This is a genomic window from Helicobacter heilmannii, from assembly GCF_001283065.1.
GTDB lineage: Bacteria > Campylobacterota > Campylobacteria > Campylobacterales > Helicobacteraceae > Helicobacter > Helicobacter heilmannii.
This window is the reverse complement of the sequence record NZ_CDMK01000005.1, coordinates 1-17,530: the sequence shown is the minus strand read 5'-3', so window position 1 is coordinate 17,530 and position 17,530 is coordinate 1. Positions and strand designations below refer to the sequence as shown.

The window sequence follows — 17,530 nt, the reverse complement described above, 5'->3', positions numbered from 1 at the left end:
CACAACCCAGCCACAACACAAACTCATCTCTCACTTCAAAACCCTCTCTTGGGGGGTTTGGGGGCTTGCCCCCAAGAGCATATAGATGCCAAGCGTCAGCTTGGCTTACCTTAATTGTGCCTTGTCCTTTGTTTTTTTTGCAAACTTAGCTTAACCAAATTTTCTCGTGCGTGCGTAAGAACTTTGTCAACCACTTTGTAAACCATTTTGTAGGGCGACCTTGTGGGCTTCACAAACTGCGTTGCACACGGGGTTTCTGGTGCTTAAATTAACCTTAATGTATAACATTTTCGGCATTATAAATAACAAATTCGGCTCTCATAAATAACAAATTCGGCTCTCATAAATAACAAATTCGGCTATTTTAATTACAAAGTATATAAAAGTATGTTATACTCAAAATGACTCTTAAAATGGCCTTATTAAAAAGCTTATAAGAGGTGTTAGGAATGGCTATTCAAGATCAGAAGCAGTTATTAGAAGACAAAATTAAAAAGCTTCAAGTGCTTATAGAGACCGAGGCAGACCATGCATTTAAAGGTATTTTAAGACAAGAAAAAGATGTGTGCTTCCAAAAACTCTTAGCCTTAACGCCAACGCAAAATCCCCAAACCCCCCAGGAAAACCAAAAACAAAAGCTATCCAAAGAAAGTTCACTCCAAACACCTACAAATGCACCACAAGCTCAAGAGCAACAAACCTCTAAGCAACAAGTTATCCCACAAGTTGAAAACCCACAGCCGGTCATACTTCTAAACCAAGACACAGAGCAAAAACAACAAGTCAGCACAGCACAAGCTCTCCGAAATGTGTCTAAAAACGCCGTGCTTGCTAAAGACTTGCGTATAGCCGATCCAGCTAGGGTAACCTTACATAATGATATTTACAAAGTTAATTTGGGCAAGCTAGGTGCGTGGGAGAGTAATTTGCTCTTTGCTTTATTCAACCGTCTTAAAGATCAGGGCGACACTTGCATACGCTTTGAACCCCATGAAGTCAAAGAGATGATCGGCACACCCAAAATTGATGGAGACAACTTATTAAGAGTGGTGCGCACACTTTGGAAAAATATCAGAATGGCTAATTTCTGGAAAATCATGCGTTTTGTAGAAAATGGTGAAGAATTGACTGAAGAAACGAATTGCTTTCTGTTCAAGCATTTCACAATCGTTTCAGACAAAACCCCTAAGCTCCGTTATATAGAAGTCGGTATCAACACCCCCTACTTCATCCATTTACTCAATAATCTTAGTGCAAACTTCACTTCTTTGCAATTAAAGATTTTTATATCTTTGAGAAGCAAATATGCCAAAGCCCTGTATCGATTGTTGGTGCGCTTTGAAGATGTGAAAAAGCATTGCATGTGTGAGGTGCTTACTTATAAGAGCGACTTTGAGGGGTTTAAAGAGTTTATGGGGGTATCTAAAAGTATGCAAATATGCATGATCGAGGAGAGGGTTTTAAAACCCGCCTGCAGAGAGCTAGGTGTCCCCATTGATGAAGGCTATAACCCTGAAAACCCTGACCGCTCTTTGCCTTATGAAACCATCTTTTATACAAAAATCAAAAAAGGCAAGGGCAATAAAGTCGTGGGCATCACTTTTCACTTCATGCCCCATCCACACCTTGACATGCAAAAAGCCATCATGAAACGCCACACACAAAATCGCTTTAAAGACACAATGGCGCAAATTCAAAAAGAAGAGAAAGAGAAACAAGAAAAGAAAGCTAGAGAAGAGGTGAGAAGTAAGAGAGATCATTACAACAAACAAGAGTTAAAAATCCTTAATAGTTTTATAGGGCTTAGTGGTCCTTTGTTTACTAAAGACTTTGAATACCACTTTAAAAGTGTTAAGCTCTTGATGGTCGCTTCTTTTGGAGGTGATAATGCTAGACTAATGGGTGTCTTTAAGATCAACACAACCGATCACACGGATCGTAGCTATGCTGAGCGTCTGCGCTCTTTAAACCAAGCCTATCTAAAATTCATCCCTAAAGGATTTCCTGATTGCTTCATATACTTTTTTGAAGATCACGAGAGCTTGCTTAGAGAGTTTGTGAAGAGAGCAAAGTGAAAACAAAGCAATGCCAGAATTAGATAAAAAGAAAGCAGAGCTTGATGATTTAAAGACTTGGCGCAGTTATGCGGTTACTTCTCTAATTGCTTTAATTGCTTTTGTTTTTACTCGATACGACCAAAGTAACATTGTCATAATTTCTATCAGCTGTCTAAGCATCATCCTACTTGGGATTGCAATCGTAGTTTTGCAATTTAAAATTAAAAAATTAATCAAAGAGATAGGAGAGCTGTGATGGAAACTCTAGTCATTTCTTCTGTAGTGTTCGGACTTGTCTGCTTTTTTATCGCTTTCTATATTGCAATCAGCTAGTTTAATGGCTTATATCATGTGTTCTACAAGACCACACAACCACGACTTAAACTAAAACCTACACTCTAGCACACCCTCGTCGCTCCTAGAGCCTCATACAGCTTAAATATATTTAAGGTTTTCTCCACAAAATAACTTTCATACATAAATCAATACATACAGCCTTTAAGCTCCCACGGCGTTTGAGTGGCAAATTAACCAAACAAGCTTGCGCCGTGTTTTGCGTAGCAAATGGTTAATTTGCAAATTAACCATTACCCTACGGGTATCGCTCGCAAGCTCACTATGGTTAATTTGCCCCTAACGGGGGATTTTTGGTAAAATATTGTATTTTATAATAAAAGGATTAAATAATGCTAGATAATTCAGGCAACACAAGTAATGATAATGCAAGCAATGTCAGTCATCAAAATAATAACACTACCTCTAATACACAAAGCAAAAATATAAAACCACAACCAAAACCCTTGAACGAAAAAAGCACTCGAGAATTAGGCAAATTGATTGGCAAGCTAGAAGAACAAATTACAAAAGTCGAAAATGAAAAGAACACTTTAGAAAACAGCTTAAAAAAACTTAATGATAAGCTCAATGACCTAAAACAAAGACAGGCTGAAGCGAGTGAAATGCTTTCTAAAAAACGCAAGCAAGAACAACAAAAGAAATAGATTAAGGGGAGGGGAGTATGGGTAATATCTCATCTATCAACTTTAAACCTACTAAAAATGCCGTGCAACTTAACCACAACGATAGAAGCATTGCCCCTAACTATCTCTTGCCTCAAGAAGTGATTTTAAAAGTGGGCGGAGGTGTTGAAGTGGATAGATCGGCGCAAGAAGCTTTGGCATTAAGAACCCAAATTATTAAAAAAGCTATGGATGCCTATTTACAACACAGAGGGCAAAAGTTTCGGGCTAAAAGCTATCTATGGAGTGCCGTTGTTAATCTCAAAGAAACTTCAACAATGCAAGATTTAGAAAGGTTATCCAAACACTTTAAAACCAAATATGGCTTTCAATGCTACCAAATCGCTATTCATAGAGATGAAGGGCATATTGATGAAAATGGCATCACACAAATCAATCACCACGCCCATTTGGAGTTTGTTACTCTTGATGAGAACACAGGCAAGAGCCTTTTTAGAGGAAGTTTGCAAAGACCTAGAGCTTTGGGACTTATGCAAACAGAAGTGGCACAAATCTTAGGTATGGAGCGCGGACAATTTAAGAACGACACCATAGATGAAAATGGCAACCTAATTAAGGGCACAGGTAGAAAACGCATTGAGCCTAGAGCTTATGGGCAGTTGATGGAAAAAGAGAAAACAAAACGGATTAAATTAGAAAAAAATAACTCACAAGAAGTTACAGCCTACCAAAAACAAATCCAAGACATACAAACAAGTGCCAAGAACACCCAAGCAGAGTTAAACACCCTTAAACAAGAAAAGACCAACTTAGAGCAAGCCCATGCCACCCTACAACAAGCTAACACCACTTTAACTCAAGAGAAGCAAACCCTAACCAAAGAGAACCAAGAACTCAAAACTCACAACATAGAACTAGAAACCACACTCATAGACCTTGTTACTATCTTTGCCCCACAAGACAAACAGAACAAGAAACTCACTATCAAAGAAGCCAAGCCTTTGCTAGAGAGTGTGAGAAAGCAAATAATTGCCATTAATCAAGGGCTTGGTGATTTAAAGCTTTTCACACAAGAGGATTACAAGAGCTTAAGAGCCTTGAAAGATGAGGGCTTGAGCATTGCTGACCTAAAGAAGCGCATCACACAGATAGAGCAAGAAGCTAAAGAACGCTACCAAGCCTTGCAAGCGCAATACAAAGACCACTTAAGCCCTGAACAAGTAGAGAACAAGATAAGCATTGCTGAAGCCAAATACAAAGACTATCTAAGCCCTAGTGCCGTGCAAGAGCTTAGGCAAAAGCACACTAAAGAGCTTGAGCTTAGAAAGCAAAGCTACACTAAAGACATCAATACCAAAGACACAGAGCATGCCAAAGCTTTGCAAGAAAAACAAAAAGAAATAGACACACTTAAGAACGAGAACACCCAAAAAGATGAAAATATCAATGGTTTAAAAGAACGGATTGTCAAGCACACCCAAGAGCTTGATAAGGTGAAACCCGAGCTTGCCACACTCAAAGCCAACGCCGATGTCTTGCAACAACAAAGCGATACACAAGCGCAAGAAAATAAAAAACTTCAGCAAGCAAACCAAGAACTAGAAACCAAGTATAAAAATCTCACCCAAGAACTTGAAAACTCCAAACAAGAAATCACCACACTCAAAACCACAAACCAACAACTCCAACAAGAGAATCTAAAGCTCAAACCCGTGTATCTCACCAAAGAACAAATTAAAGCAAGGCGTTTAGCAGAGAGACAAGAGCTTATGGGTAAATGCTGTCCTAAAGAAGCCTTTAGAGAATTGAGTGCCTTAGATGATGAGAAATTAACCCAAGCACAATTAGATGAGCGTATTTTAGATATTTGGCTGAAGTATGCTCCCAGCTACATTGCAAGCCTTGAAAACACCAATGCTAACCTAGAGCAAGAAACCCAAACTCTTAAAGCTGAGTTAAAGTCAGCCAAAGCAGAAGCCAAGAGTCAAGCACACATTAAGACTTTTGAAAAAGAAGCCATTCATCTCATTAAGAAGTATGTAGCCCCCGTTACATCTGGTGTAGTGGCACACATTAAAGCCAGCGATGCCAAGCTCATCAGTATCCATAAGCAATGCCAAGAGGAGATGATTGAGCAGGCAAGCACTTGTGCTCTACTCAACGAAGAAATGCTAGCAGGCAAGCACACAGCTATCAATGCTATAGCTAGACTCTTTGGCAAGGGTGTTAAAAAAGAATACAAGCTAGACTATGACCCCATTAAGGCTAAGACAGGTTACAGAGAGCTTAACAGACGAGAACAAGCCATAAAAGAGAAGTTAGCAGAAACTCTTACAAAGCACAGCCAAGCAGTGCAATCGATCAACAATCAAGCTTGTGCCATTATCTTAGAGGCTGTGAAGAGTGTTAAAGGTGAGATTAGCAAGCTTGCCACAGAGTTTAAGAGCAGTGCAGAATATGGGACAGAGCTCAATCAGGCTAAAAGACAGATAGAAAACTTAGAAAGAGATAAAGAGCGGTTGCAAGGCGAAGTAACTAAACTAAAACAAGAAAAAGAAACTAATAAGCAAGAGGTAGAAAAGGCAAGAGCTAATAATGAAGCTTTTAAACAGAAGGGTACTGAGAGCACAAGACTTAAAAATGAGCTAAATACAGCCAAGACAGAGTTGCAGACTACGAAAACCACATTACAAACCACGCAGAGTGATTTAAAAGCCATAAAGACAGAACTAGAAACCACAAAGGCGAAGTTAGGGAGCGAACAAAGTGATTTGGGGGCATTAGAAACACTAGAGGGTGCAATGTATGCCAAAATCTCCCAAATAGGCAAGACAAGTCCAGAAGTGGCTCAGGCATTAGAAATTAAAGCAGGCAATGCATTAAATGATCTTGCTAGCCTTAGAGATGAGTTGCTTAAAATACTTGAACAAGCTATCCAAGAGCAACAGCAACAAGGGGGTGGGGGTTATCATAAGTAGGCTTTAAATTTGACAATTAAAATACTATTAAATATAATTTTTTATAATGTTAAATGTTTTTAATAGTATTTAATCACATTATATATAAATTATTTTTATGAGAGTCTATACTTGTCTTTGCAAGTGCTGAGTCGCCTTGCATTTGAGTAGAGAATATCCTATCAAGTGTTTTACTTTTTAGGGGTTAAGCTGTCATCTTTGAAAAAAGTAATTGTAAGTAATTCACCCTTATGGTGTTTTTGAAAATTTGGTTATTTATGCTTTTTCTTTAAATCTGCCCGCTTTTGATCTGCTTTTCTAAATTCCCATACCATGTAGAGTAAGGGGACACTAAAACAAAAGAGTGCAAAAAAAGCCACTGCGATGCCTATCATTCTTCCATCTCCTCTATCTCGTTGAGATCGGCAAAAAGCCTTCTAAACAAAATAACTAGAATACTAAGCAGGATCACAAGCCCAGTAGAGATGACAATGCCTTGAACAAGATGAACCTTGAGATAGTTGATGGTAACAAATCCAAAAGTCCCAAAGATAGCTGTAAGAAGTGCTACTATCAAAACCTTTAATACATCAATTTCAAGTTTAAGGCGTTCTTTGCGGCTCAGTGTATATCCTTTAGTTGGAGCAAGGGTAGCATAGTTAGAAATGCCATAGGGGGTCGCCCTTTAATCACAATTTATCACAATTTTGAGTATGAGTGCAAGCCTAGAGCCGAAGATAGCTACAGGAAGATAGCCACAGAATATACAAACATTACAGATGACTATATAAGTCGGTTAGATAAATTTAATAGGTTTTTAGAAAGTGAGCTTTTGAAATCACAGCAAAAAGGAACACAGAAGAGTGTGGGGAAGCATAAGTGATTTTATCTTTAGCGATTGCGCGCTTATTTTTATTCTAACAGCCCAAACTTAGATAGCTGGCTAACAAGCAAGCAATATTGATGAGCGAAAATTAGAATAAAAACTCTCATTGCCTTTGTTCCATAAAATATCTTTGTCATACAAAACGCCCCAAACACCATTTAGGCATTTCTCTCAATTCTATGTTTTGTCATACAAAACCATGTCATACAAATCATGATTTTTTGTCCTACAAACGCTTGGTATTTTGTCATACAATTGTCATACAAATTTCTATGAAGCGCCTATTTTAGGGGTTTTCTCTGTGAGAATACCTATATTTTGTCATACAAATTTGTCATACAAACTGGTAATTTTGTCCTACAAATGTCCTACACAAAAATCCCACAAAGTGTATCTCAGGCTATAATACCCTTATGGTTATCTGCCTTTCTACTATAAGCAAAAGTCCTATAAATGTCTAAAGCATCAAAAGATAATAAAACTCTAACTGTGAGTGTGCGTTTTACCCATAGTGAGTTAGAACAGCTTAAACACAAAGCACAAGAGCTTGGATTAGATGTATCTAAATATGTGCGCTCTTGTGCTTTAAAGCAAGGGATTAATCCAAAGCAAAGTTTGGATGAGAAGGTATTGACACAAATCCAAGAAGCGCACCCAGAACAAGAGACAAAGCATAAGAAGTTAGCTCAAAAACTCAAGATATGGCAAATCAGCACGATAGTCTTAACTATTGCTCTTATCATCGCCATAGCTGTAATTATTTTTCTAATACAAGACAAGCAAGAACCACAAATACGGACACAAAGTGGCCTGCACTCACAAGAGAACACACACCAGCAATCTAGTCGTCAATCCCAACTACAGGGACAAGAGCAGATGAAATTTCAACAACCCTACCCTAAACCACAAGAACAAATACAGACAAAGCAGACACAGCCTCACTCCCAAACACAAGAGTTAAAAAATCCACAGCAAGACAACGCTCAAACACAGGAGCAAGCCAGTCCAAAAGAACAAACAGCATGCCAGAAATACAAAGCAATGGAAAAGATGTGGAAGGATAAAAAAGAAAGAGAAGTAGGTTGGATGAAGAATTTAGGATCATATACAGACTGCTTGAGAGAATGGTATCAATCTCAACCTACTGGGTCTCCCAAGGAGAATAAATCTAAAACACCTCCCTTGCAGACCACGCCAGATATAGATATTCTAAAAGACTTGGAGAAAACTCCATCTGCTCCATAGATGTGTTGCACAGCACCCAAGCAAGCTTGACAACACGATCTAGTGAAACTCACACCAAAATAGCCCAAATAGGGTAAGATAGACCTAGTAAAAATGGATGAACTAGCAATGTGTTGTAGTGCATTGGCAACTTTGACAGCCTCATCAAGTCTCTCTAGCAGTCCTTAATAAAGCTGTCAAAGAGCAAGGATAAAAGAGGACGGGAGCAAGCATTGTAACAAATGGAGGCAAAAATGTTTACTGAAATAGAACAAGAATTGATTTCTCTCAAAATGAGCTACATGAATGCGATAGATCTTTTGGATAATGGTTCAATAACAGATGAAACAGAGCGTGCAGAATATGCCCAAGCCATGCAAAGGTGGCTAGAACGCATTAAAGAGATAGAGGCAGAGATGGGGGTTAGACCTATTGCTAGTGATGAGAGATTTTAGTTATTTGGTTTGAGATGGGGATGGGGGATTCACTTTAGCCTTGGCATTTTGAGGTGGCTAAAAGGTTGTTAGCTGTAGTTTTTGGCAGTCTAACAACTTTAAAATGGTAGAAAAGTCAACCTTTTTCTGCAGTAGAAGGCTTTTGGTAAACAGTAGTAACAAGATAATTCGAACAAGATTAAAAACGATTTTAAATAATGTTTAATGTTTTTAATAGTGTTTGAAATATTGATTATTTGTATTTAGTATACTTCATAAAATTCTTGCTAAAAACATTGTAGAATATAGCCATTAAAATGAAAGATTTATGCCTTAATGAGCGTTATCTGTAGTTTAATGTGATACATTAAGCGTTGTCGTGACTTATTACCATAGGATCATGTCCCAGTGCTATAGGCAAAATGGAGCAGCTTGAAAGCCAAATATAAGCCCGTGAGTTGGAGTTTTTTTATTGGTTAAACTTAGATCGAATACAGAGTCCCTCCCCAATCATCTTAAGATGATTGATTTCGCTTAAGCTATTCAATGAAAAAATCTAAGCTGATTCTGTTTTTCTCCCAAGAAAGACTGGAGTCATATGAGAATGCGGATGAGCATTTTAATAACCTTAGACTGATTGGCAGGATCACACCAAAGTTAGCAAGTATAGAACTGATTTTACGCAACCTGCTTGACTTTGAGAAACGACAAATTTCTACTGATTGGCTTAGATATTCTACAGATGCCAAGATTTTAAATAAAATCAAAAAGCTAGAGCTCAATGGAAAGCTCACCCACACGCAACTTCTTTCAAAAATGTCTTTGGGTGAGATCATTGCAATGATAAACGAGAATGTTTATGTGCGCAGTAAGATTTTTAACTTACAGCATTTTGATTTTAAAACCTATGAGTTAAGTAATAGAAACTATTGTACGGATACACCTAGAAAGACAAAATTTAGCAATGACAATAAGGCTGAGATTGTCATGTATCTACTTCTTAGTATCCGTAACCGCTGTTTTCACTGGGAAAATCTACTTAAAACTAGGCTTAACAAGAACAAAATATATCCACGCATCACGACTAAGTTTAGAGGCACTATGGTTGGTATTGCGCCACAAAATATTGAGCTATTTCTGGATGATGTCATTAAAAGCTTTGACAACAAACTACTAGAGTTGATAGCCGGAAAGTAACCAAAGACAAAAACCAGCAAAAGGTGGGCAGAAGTCCGCCCTCGAATTCGTATCCATTTTAACACAATTTTTGCTGATTTTTATACATTAATGGTAATAGTGAGCGAGTGGCGCGCTAAAAGCCATCAAAGACAAAATTAAACGCGACCACTGGTTGATATTCCCTACAATTAGGACAAGGTAGCTTGCCAACAGTCATATGTTACATGTTTGGCAATCTACCAAAAGGACTGATATTAGAGCAAGAACTACCGCAAAATAGACATATCATTTTAAACAACGCTATAAGTGGTGCAAATGCTTGCTAAATACAATCTCTTTAACGCAATTTATTTTATTGCTTAATCGGGCGATGGAGTGATAGAATCCTCATTTTTTGGAGGGTTTTGAATCATTCTTTAAGTACGAGAAATAGAGAACCATAATCACGGACATTGCAAAAACTTGAGTGCATCTTAATCAAAGAAAGTGTAGAGTGTACAAAATTTGGCAAAGGAGCATTAATGACTAAGACAATGTTAGAGCCAGTGAGCTTTGATGGGATTGAGGATAAAGAAGGTGTTGAGAGAGCTCTCTTAGAAGCGTGCAGTCCAGAACAAATGGAAAAAATTAGGGTTATGGATGATGAGATCAAAAAATCAATAACCCCCCTATCAAAACCCACACCAGAGTTTTTAGAAAAAATCAAAATGATGGCACAGAGTGCTCGTTAGTTTAAGCGAGCTACTCGATGCGCCCTACATAGAGGCATTGTTAGAAAGCTTTAGATGTTCAAAAAATACTGATTTACAAGATTTTCTCCACAATAAAGCTCTAAAACTAGAAGTATCCCACCACGCTAGGACATATATTCTTTTCTCACAAGAGGGCAAAATTGAAGGCTTTTTCTCCCTTGCACTCAACATACTTGAAACAAAGGGTCTTAGCAAGACACGCATCAAGAAACTCAGCACAAGCCATAATCCACATTTAGAACGATTGCCATGCGTGATACTAGGACAGCTTGGCAAAGATGATCGTTCCACAATTAGTGGGGATGAACTTTTACGCCACGCCATCGCTATAATTGAGGAGGGGCGCAAGTATTTTGGTGGCAAGTTTGTGCTAATCGATTCTATCAATGTTGAAAAGGTTATAAAATTTTATGAGCGGCATTTATTCAAAGCTCTACCCATTGACAACGATGGACTGATCAAAATGGTGCGCTTTTTTAATTAGATTGAATTAATCTATTAAATCTATCTCACTTTATATGGTGCGCTGAAAGACCCCCGCGGCGGTTGGGTGGCAAATTCCCAGAGTGAGCTAGAGAGCGTCCCCTTTTAGGGGTAGTAATTTGCATTTTTGATTTAAGCTTGCAAATCAAGCTCTAGTTTTTTCTTCTAACTTCTTCAATCTTTGCTCTAATTCTGTAAACTTACATTTAAACCACCATTTCTGGTCCATTTCCAACTTATTTACCCGCTGATTCAAATGTTCTCCCAACTCTTGTATCACTTGTTGTTTTAACTCTTCCAACTGTTCCAATTGTACCATCAATATCCTCCGTGAAATCAATTTTTTACAGTTTTAACACCACTCCATATACGACAAACTAACAAACAAACGACAAACTAACAAACGAGTTTAATGAGGAATTACGGTTCATTAGCAAACTAACTACCATTATCGGGTAAACTGCGCAAAGCTTGTTTGGCTAGTTTGCCCTGCGGGGCTTTTGTGATTAATCATCTGAGATTATTCATCCTTGTACCATTCGGGAAATTCTTCGAGCATAAAGCAATCCTCAAACATGTTTGTCATGTTTTTTACATGCGAGACATCCCAGTTATCTAAGGGTTGGTTGAACTCGTCGCAAAAAGCAAACATACTACTCATGTTTGTCACCTTTGACACATCCCAATTCTCCAAGGATTGATCGAATTTGAAGCACTCTTGAAACATACTACTCATGTTGGTAACGCTCGATACATCCCATTCCTCTAAAGGCTGGTTAAATTGACAACAATAATAAAACATGCCCTCCATATCCTTCACCTTTGACACATCCCATTCCTCTAAAGGTTGATCGAATACGGGGCAATTACTAAACATCCTCCTCATATCCTTAACGCTTGACACATCCCATTCCTCTAAAGGCTGGTCAAAGTAACGACAATTACAAAACATCCAGCTCATATTTGTAACCTTGGAAACATCCCAATCTCCCAGATATTGGTTAAAGTTTTCACAACTTTTAAACATCCTACTCATATCTGTAACGCTCGATACATCCCAAGCATTCAAATCTTGATCGAAATCTTTACATCCTTCAAACATGCCTGCCATATTCTCGACTGCAGATACATCCCAACCTGAAATATCATGGTCAAAGTCTGTAGCACCATCAAACATCCCCTCCATATTTTTGACATGGCTTACATCCCAACTTTCTAACCCATCAAAATCTTGGCGTTTGCTATCTTTAAACACTCCGCTTAGATCAATGACTGCGCTAATGTCAATCTCCCCCAAATGCACACTTTCGTCTTTCACAAGCTCTTTAAGCTCAGCGTTTGTTTTTGGGCAGTGGTGTTTTTGTGTGTCTTCCATGGCTCATCCTTCTTAATTTTTTGTTTTGTACGAGCAACCTTATAACTGCTAATAGCCGTTTTCCTTATTCCATCTTCTAAACCATTCTGGCCACTTTTGGACGCAGTCATATATGCTAAACATCTCATCCATATGCTTTACATGTGAAACCTTCCAATTATCAAAAGATTGATTAAGGTTGGTGCAGCGTGAAAACATCTCCTGCATACTTCTAACGCTTGACACATTCCAACTACCTAGGGGTTGGTTGAAGTTGGTGCAATCTTTAAACATGCAGGTCATATCTCTTACCTTAGATACATCCCAATTATCCAAGGGTTGGTTGAAGTTGGTGCAACCATCAAACATGTGTTGCATATCTGTAACATTGGATACATTCCATTTTTCTAGGGGTTGGTTGAAGTTGGTGCAGGCGTAAAACATTAATTCCATTTTTTTTACTTTCGACACACTCCAGTTTTCTAAAGGTTGGTTGAAAGTTTTGCAATTAGAGAACATTCTGCTCATATTTGTAACCTTGGATACATTCCAGTTGTTTATGGGTTGGTTGAAGTTGGTGCAACCATCAAACATGTGTTGCATATCTTTAACACTTGATACATCCCAGCTTGAAATGTCGTGGTTGAAATGTTTTGCACCATCAAATATTGCTGCCATATTTTTGACATGACTCACATCCCAAGTTTCTAAGCCTTCAAAATTTTGACGTGGACTTTGATAAAACACCCATTGCATATCCTCCACTCCGCTCACATCAATCTCCCCCAAGTGGATATTCTCATCCTTGACAAGCTCTTTAAGCTCAGCGTTTGTTTTGGGGAAATAGCGTTTTTGTGTTGTTGCCATTGCTTATCCTTTTTTTAAAATTTTGTGGGCGGATAGCTTGTGGCTATCCTAAAGGCGTGCCCTAGTTAGGGCTTGAAATAGGGGTTCAGCCTACATGAAAACCTGTTTGGTGTCCTTTTTCGTCATAGGTATAAACCCCACCACTCCTTTTAAGGGTTACGGAAGTTGCCGTAAATCCCACAAGCACATCTGTCGAACTCACGGTTCTTTGGAACAATTGTTTGCCTTTTTCATCCCGTACATGGAGTGCGCCACTTCTAATTTCCGCTGATCCAATCGCCATTGTTTTTCCTTTTTTAATTTAAGTTTTGTTTCATTTCTCACACCAACCAAAACCCCTAGCTCTTAAGAGCTAGCCTTATTAAGGCAGCACAGACATAACCACTCCTTTCTATGGGTTAGCTCTCTTGTGGCTCTAGTTTTAAAATCTCCACCTTGATGTATTCTTCTAAGCTCTTAGGGCTTAGGACACTGTCAAAGGCCTGGAAGTTTGTTTGTTCGCTCATATTTGCCTTAATCGCTCCGTGGTAAAGACTCAAGGCTTTTAAAAACTCTTGAAAATCAGGAGAGTTTTTAGACAACTCGCCTAGCATCGTGTGGTCTAAATTGTCTTTAAACCTTGCATTTAAGAGCACCTGGCTTTTTTTCAAGTCCTCAGTGTTTAACACAATCACACCTATGCCAAAGCTTGCGTGCAATCGTTTGAGCAAATCCATTAAATCATTGTCCCCAGTGTTTAGCTTTTCAGCCACTAAATAGCCCTCATTGGCCCAAGAGCTGTTGCTGATGGCTTGGAAGTAATGTTCTCTACAGTTGCTTAAATCCACTTGCTTTTTGAGTTCAAAAGAAAAGAGTTTCAAGGGCAAAATATCAAAGTTCTCCACAAACTCACGCAAAGCAGGATCGAAGTTCTTATACGCAAAACTCGCCCCTACCATATCTGGATAAAGCCAAGAATTTTTGCCCTGTTTGGCTTTGAGTGCGCTTTCGTGTTTAATGGTCTTGGTGTGTGCGCCCCATTTGTGTTGGACAAAGTAGGCTAGTAGGGGGTGCAATGTGCGTTCGTGATGGGTTTCTGCTTTATGAGAAGCTGGAGAGCTTAGTTGGGTTGTGCTCTCAACTACATTGTCCGCATATTCTTTAAGGGCAATGCTGATGGGTTTGCCCTCCACTTGCACAAAGGGCACTTCCTCCCCATTTTTTAAAGCCTTATACGCAGGGAAGTAAGTCAAATGCTCGGCTGTGCTAAACATTTTGTCGATCTTGTGTGCTTTATGGAGTTCTTGCGCCCTTGTGTAAAGATCGTAAATCGACACAGGGGCTTTGGCTTCTTTGAGCACAGCTAGGACAATTTCTAGGTAGTCTTGTTTCATAGGTTTTCCTTAGAAAAGTAAATTGCTTCCATTTTCGTTGTAGCATGCATTCAAAACCTCTACTTTTTGGCTATGCACCACAGTCAATCTCCATTCTTTGCTTTTAGATTTTCTAAATCTTGGTATTGCCAAAATGTGGGCGAAAAGTGCGCTTTTACATCCAGTTTGCCCCCAAAACCCACACTCTTGTCTATGAAGATGGGCGCAAGGCTTGCTAACTCTTTTGCATCGCTCTCATATTTGGCTAAAAATGCGTACAAGGGGTGTTCAGCGGCTTTGGCTAATAAATCCTTTTGCTTGCCTATGGTGTTTGTAAGAAACACTAAACTAGCATTGTAGCCCCGCTCTAACGCCTGTTTAAAATAGCCAATGGCTCTATGGTTTGCCTCTAAAAGGGCTTGTTGCTCTTTTTGTGCGCTTAATTCAAAATGTTTGGGCTGTTCTAGCTCAAGGTGGGCGAGCTCTAAAGCACACTGCCCACTGCCTAAAGCAATGCCTTTCAAATACTCATTTTTGGCGTTTTCATACGCCTTGTTATAGTCCTCTTTGGTGGGTTTTCCATAGATCTTAGCAATGGTTTTTAAAAGGCTTAAATGCAAGCGGGCATTGTGCCCTTGCATCGTGGCACAAAAACCCTCATCAAATAAAGGGGTGTCCAAATCATTAGACTTCCCATAAAAGAAAGGCTCAATGAATCTTTCTCTGTATTCGGGTTCATCAATGTAGTTATCTACGCAAAAGTGGTTTGTGTAGGCGCGTTCCCCCTCAACCCTCTTAGCATACAAAAATGCCTCAACATCTGTAACCGAGTCGATCAAATCATCCCTATGCCACTCCCGTTTAATAGCCCCAAAGTTGTAGAGCCTCTCTAGCCCAGCCTTTGCCATTCCATCGCCCAAAGAGAAAGCCTTGTTAAGGTAACCAAAAGCTTTTTTGGCATCCTCCTCTTTTTTAATGTCTTCACCCCCTGAGTAAGACAACCCTAGGTATGTAAGTGCCCGAATCGAGCCTAAACTCGCCGCCTTGTTAAAATGCTCCCGCGCTCTCTCTAAAGAGCGCACCATTACCACGCCCTTTAAAAACATTTTACCTAGCTCTAAATACGCCTCGGCGTTGTTTTGTTGGCTCGCCTCCAGGTAGTTTTCATAGGCTTTGAAGTTGTCACCTTGATAAAACCAAAGGGGTTTGATGAGTGCCTTAAAAAATATGCTGGCTTTAAAATCCTCTAAAGCCCGCTTCAAGCCTGAGATACCCCCCTCTAGGTTCACACTTGATAATTCTTGAGAGTGCATAGGTTCTAAAAGTTTTACAAGCTCTTGTAGGGGTGTTTTAGCACGCTCGGGGGTGTTGTCTTGTAAGCACACATCAAGTGCGCCCACACAGGTACATATATTGTTGCGTTTGAACTCTATGTCTAACCTTTCTTTCAAAAAGGCTTGCGTTTGTTCTAGGACTTTTAGGTCCACATAAACCTGGTGATTTTTAAGTGTTTGTGTGTCGGTCTTTGTCTGCCACTGCTCGGCAATTTTTAAGACATCCAGCATACCAGCTCCCATCCAAAGCCAGCCAAGCTAGCCCCACAGACAGCTAAAACAACAAAACTAGAGAGAGTTACCCCCCCCCCCCCGCATAGCGCAAGTAGAGCTAGGCATAGATTTCCTTTTTTTTAGAAAAATAAAAAGGCTATTGTAGCAGATTTAAATGAATTGTGGGCTTGTTTGTAAAATCACAAAGAGAAACTTAGATACTCTTACTAGTCATGAAAGACAACATCAGTATAGAGACCCTTTACGCACAAGTGCAAGCCTTTAAAAGCGATGTGAGAAATCTCATATCTTTAGAGCGGCTTATATCCTATGGAAATGACATTGCCAAACACAACGCTAGTTTAGAGTTCAATGCTAGACTCACTCCAAAGATTGCCCAAGCAGAGATTTATCTAAGAAACATTGTGGATTTTTGTATGCAGTTAGTGGTTGGTAGTCCAGCTTGGATTGTAGATGCGCCTTACCTAAGCAGAGAGATAGAGAAGATCAACAAGCGTGTGAGCCGAGACAGACTCATTCAAGAGCATGTGGCTCATATACAGAGAACTGATGTAAAAGCTTATAACTCTTACTTGTTATCCAATTTGACACTAGGGTCTATTGTGGTTATCATCAAACAGAACCATTTGCAAAATCTGATTTTTGACTTTAGAAAGCATAGGTTAGATTTTAGAGATTTCTGCCATCTCAATAAAAAATAGATTTAAAGCTGCCTAACTATTATAAAGTCAATATTGTCTTGGATTTGTTTTCTAATCTTAGAAACACTTGTTTTCACTGGGAAAATCTAGCAAAGACAAGGATCAAAGACAATATTGCTTATCCTAGACTTTCTATCTATGCCCCAAGTGATAGCACAAGCCACTCTAAACGGATTGTAAGCCTTGCATACGAGAAGATTGAATACTTTTTGGAGTTTCTACTGCAACACCTAACAAATGCTTAGAATATCGGTTTCTAGGTTAGTCAGACTGAGCACGAAACAAGGGGCACGGAGAGACTAAAGAAACTAAAGCAACGATGGAAGAGAAACTCTCAAGAAGAGCCGGGGGAGCCCCCCGATTTAATTTCGCCTGTATTATCGCATAAAATTCGTAAAAAACATCTTAATGATGATTGATCTTGGCGCAAGCTTTTTGCTCTCATACGCCGTGTTGGTCTTTCTATCTACAATCCCCCACAATCGCTTTCAACCCACAAACCATGTTTGATATACTCTCCACCCCTAACCTTGCGCTCTACGACCCTTTAAAGGCGATTTAAACACTATATTTGATTTATTGCATCTCTTCATCTTATTCTCCAAAAATATAATTGTCCTGAATCAATCAGTTTTCACTCTCTCCAAAGAGACATGATTGCCCCATAGTCATAGATACTTCAAGACCAAAACTCATCTCTCACTTCAAAACCCTCTCTTGGGGGGTTTGGGGGCTT

The 17,530-nt window shown here is 39.2% G+C and carries 16 protein-coding genes; 10 read left to right on the top strand and 6 right to left on the bottom strand.

Annotated features, from left to right (window positions below):
• Nucleotides 1-503: 503 nt before the first annotated feature.
• The 9 genes from AOG36_RS08060 (at nt 504) to AOG36_RS08015 (ending at nt 10,953) form a co-directional block, all read left to right on the top strand.
• Nucleotides 504-2,075, top strand: coding sequence for a replication initiation protein (locus AOG36_RS08060; protein WP_238374896.1), 1,572 nt, complete (start codon nt 504-506; stop codon nt 2,073-2,075).
• A gap of 10 nt (nt 2,076-2,085) precedes the next feature.
• On the top strand, nt 2,086-2,313 hold the full coding sequence (locus tag AOG36_RS08055; protein ID WP_053825865.1) for a hypothetical protein: 228 nt from the start codon (nt 2,086-2,088) through the stop codon (nt 2,311-2,313).
• 430 nt (nt 2,314-2,743) lie between these two features.
• The gene (locus tag AOG36_RS08050; protein WP_053825864.1) at nt 2,744-3,058 is read left to right on the top strand and encodes a hypothetical protein; all 315 of its coding nucleotides are present in this window, start codon (nt 2,744-2,746) and stop codon (nt 3,056-3,058) included.
• A gap of 17 nt (nt 3,059-3,075) precedes the next feature.
• On the top strand, nt 3,076-6,015 hold the full coding sequence (locus AOG36_RS09180; protein WP_238374895.1) for a hypothetical protein: 2,940 nt from the start codon (nt 3,076-3,078) through the stop codon (nt 6,013-6,015).
• A 1,318-nt stretch (nt 6,016-7,333) separates the two neighbouring features.
• Nucleotides 7,334-8,125, top strand: coding sequence for a plasmid mobilization protein (locus AOG36_RS08035; RefSeq protein ID WP_053825862.1), 792 nt, complete (start codon nt 7,334-7,336; stop codon nt 8,123-8,125).
• Between the two features lie 233 nt (nt 8,126-8,358).
• Nucleotides 8,359-8,559, top strand: coding sequence for a hypothetical protein (locus tag AOG36_RS08030; RefSeq protein ID WP_156294644.1), 201 nt, complete (start codon nt 8,359-8,361; stop codon nt 8,557-8,559).
• A gap of 525 nt (nt 8,560-9,084) precedes the next feature.
• Nucleotides 9,085-9,735 (top strand): hypothetical protein, encoded by a 651-nt coding sequence (locus AOG36_RS08025; RefSeq protein WP_053825860.1) that lies wholly within the window; start codon nt 9,085-9,087, stop codon nt 9,733-9,735.
• A gap of 434 nt (nt 9,736-10,169) precedes the next feature.
• Nucleotides 10,170-10,448: a hypothetical protein gene (locus tag AOG36_RS08020; protein WP_156294643.1), complete on the top strand. Its 279-nt coding sequence runs from the start codon at nt 10,170-10,172 to the stop codon at nt 10,446-10,448.
• Complete coding sequence (locus AOG36_RS08015) at nt 10,438-10,953, top strand: hypothetical protein (protein ID WP_053825858.1); 516 nt, start codon at nt 10,438-10,440, stop codon at nt 10,951-10,953. The genes AOG36_RS08020 and AOG36_RS08015 overlap by 11 nt, the downstream gene beginning before the upstream one ends.
• A gap of 144 nt (nt 10,954-11,097) precedes the next feature.
• On the opposite strand, the gene AOG36_RS08615 is transcribed toward AOG36_RS08015, so the two are convergent.
• The 6 genes from AOG36_RS08615 to AOG36_RS07990 form a co-directional block, all read right to left on the bottom strand.
• Complete coding sequence (locus tag AOG36_RS08615; protein WP_156294642.1) at nt 11,098-11,271, bottom strand: hypothetical protein; 174 nt, start codon at nt 11,269-11,271, stop codon at nt 11,098-11,100.
• A 201-nt stretch (nt 11,272-11,472) separates the two neighbouring features.
• Nucleotides 11,473-12,327, bottom strand: coding sequence for a BspA family leucine-rich repeat surface protein (locus tag AOG36_RS08010; RefSeq protein ID WP_053825857.1), 855 nt, complete (start codon nt 12,325-12,327; stop codon nt 11,473-11,475).
• Nucleotides 12,328-12,375: 48 nt separating this feature from the next.
• The gene (locus AOG36_RS08005) at nt 12,376-13,173 is read right to left on the bottom strand and encodes a BspA family leucine-rich repeat surface protein (RefSeq protein WP_053825856.1); all 798 of its coding nucleotides are present in this window, start codon (nt 13,171-13,173) and stop codon (nt 12,376-12,378) included.
• An 85-nt stretch (nt 13,174-13,258) separates the two neighbouring features.
• Nucleotides 13,259-13,456, bottom strand: coding sequence for a hypothetical protein (locus tag AOG36_RS08000; RefSeq protein ID WP_053825855.1), 198 nt, complete (start codon nt 13,454-13,456; stop codon nt 13,259-13,261).
• A gap of 115 nt (nt 13,457-13,571) precedes the next feature.
• Complete coding sequence (locus tag AOG36_RS07995) at nt 13,572-14,546, bottom strand: HrgA protein (protein WP_053825854.1); 975 nt, start codon at nt 14,544-14,546, stop codon at nt 13,572-13,574.
• A gap of 83 nt (nt 14,547-14,629) precedes the next feature.
• On the bottom strand, nt 14,630-16,090 hold the full coding sequence (locus AOG36_RS07990; RefSeq protein ID WP_053825853.1) for a tetratricopeptide repeat protein: 1,461 nt from the start codon (nt 16,088-16,090) through the stop codon (nt 14,630-14,632).
• A 215-nt stretch (nt 16,091-16,305) separates the two neighbouring features.
• On the opposite strand from AOG36_RS07990, the gene AOG36_RS08850 reads away from it, so the two are divergent.
• Nucleotides 16,306-16,794 (top strand): hypothetical protein, encoded by a 489-nt coding sequence (locus AOG36_RS08850; protein ID WP_176455265.1) that lies wholly within the window; start codon nt 16,306-16,308, stop codon nt 16,792-16,794.
• Nucleotides 16,795-17,530 lie beyond the last annotated feature (736 nt).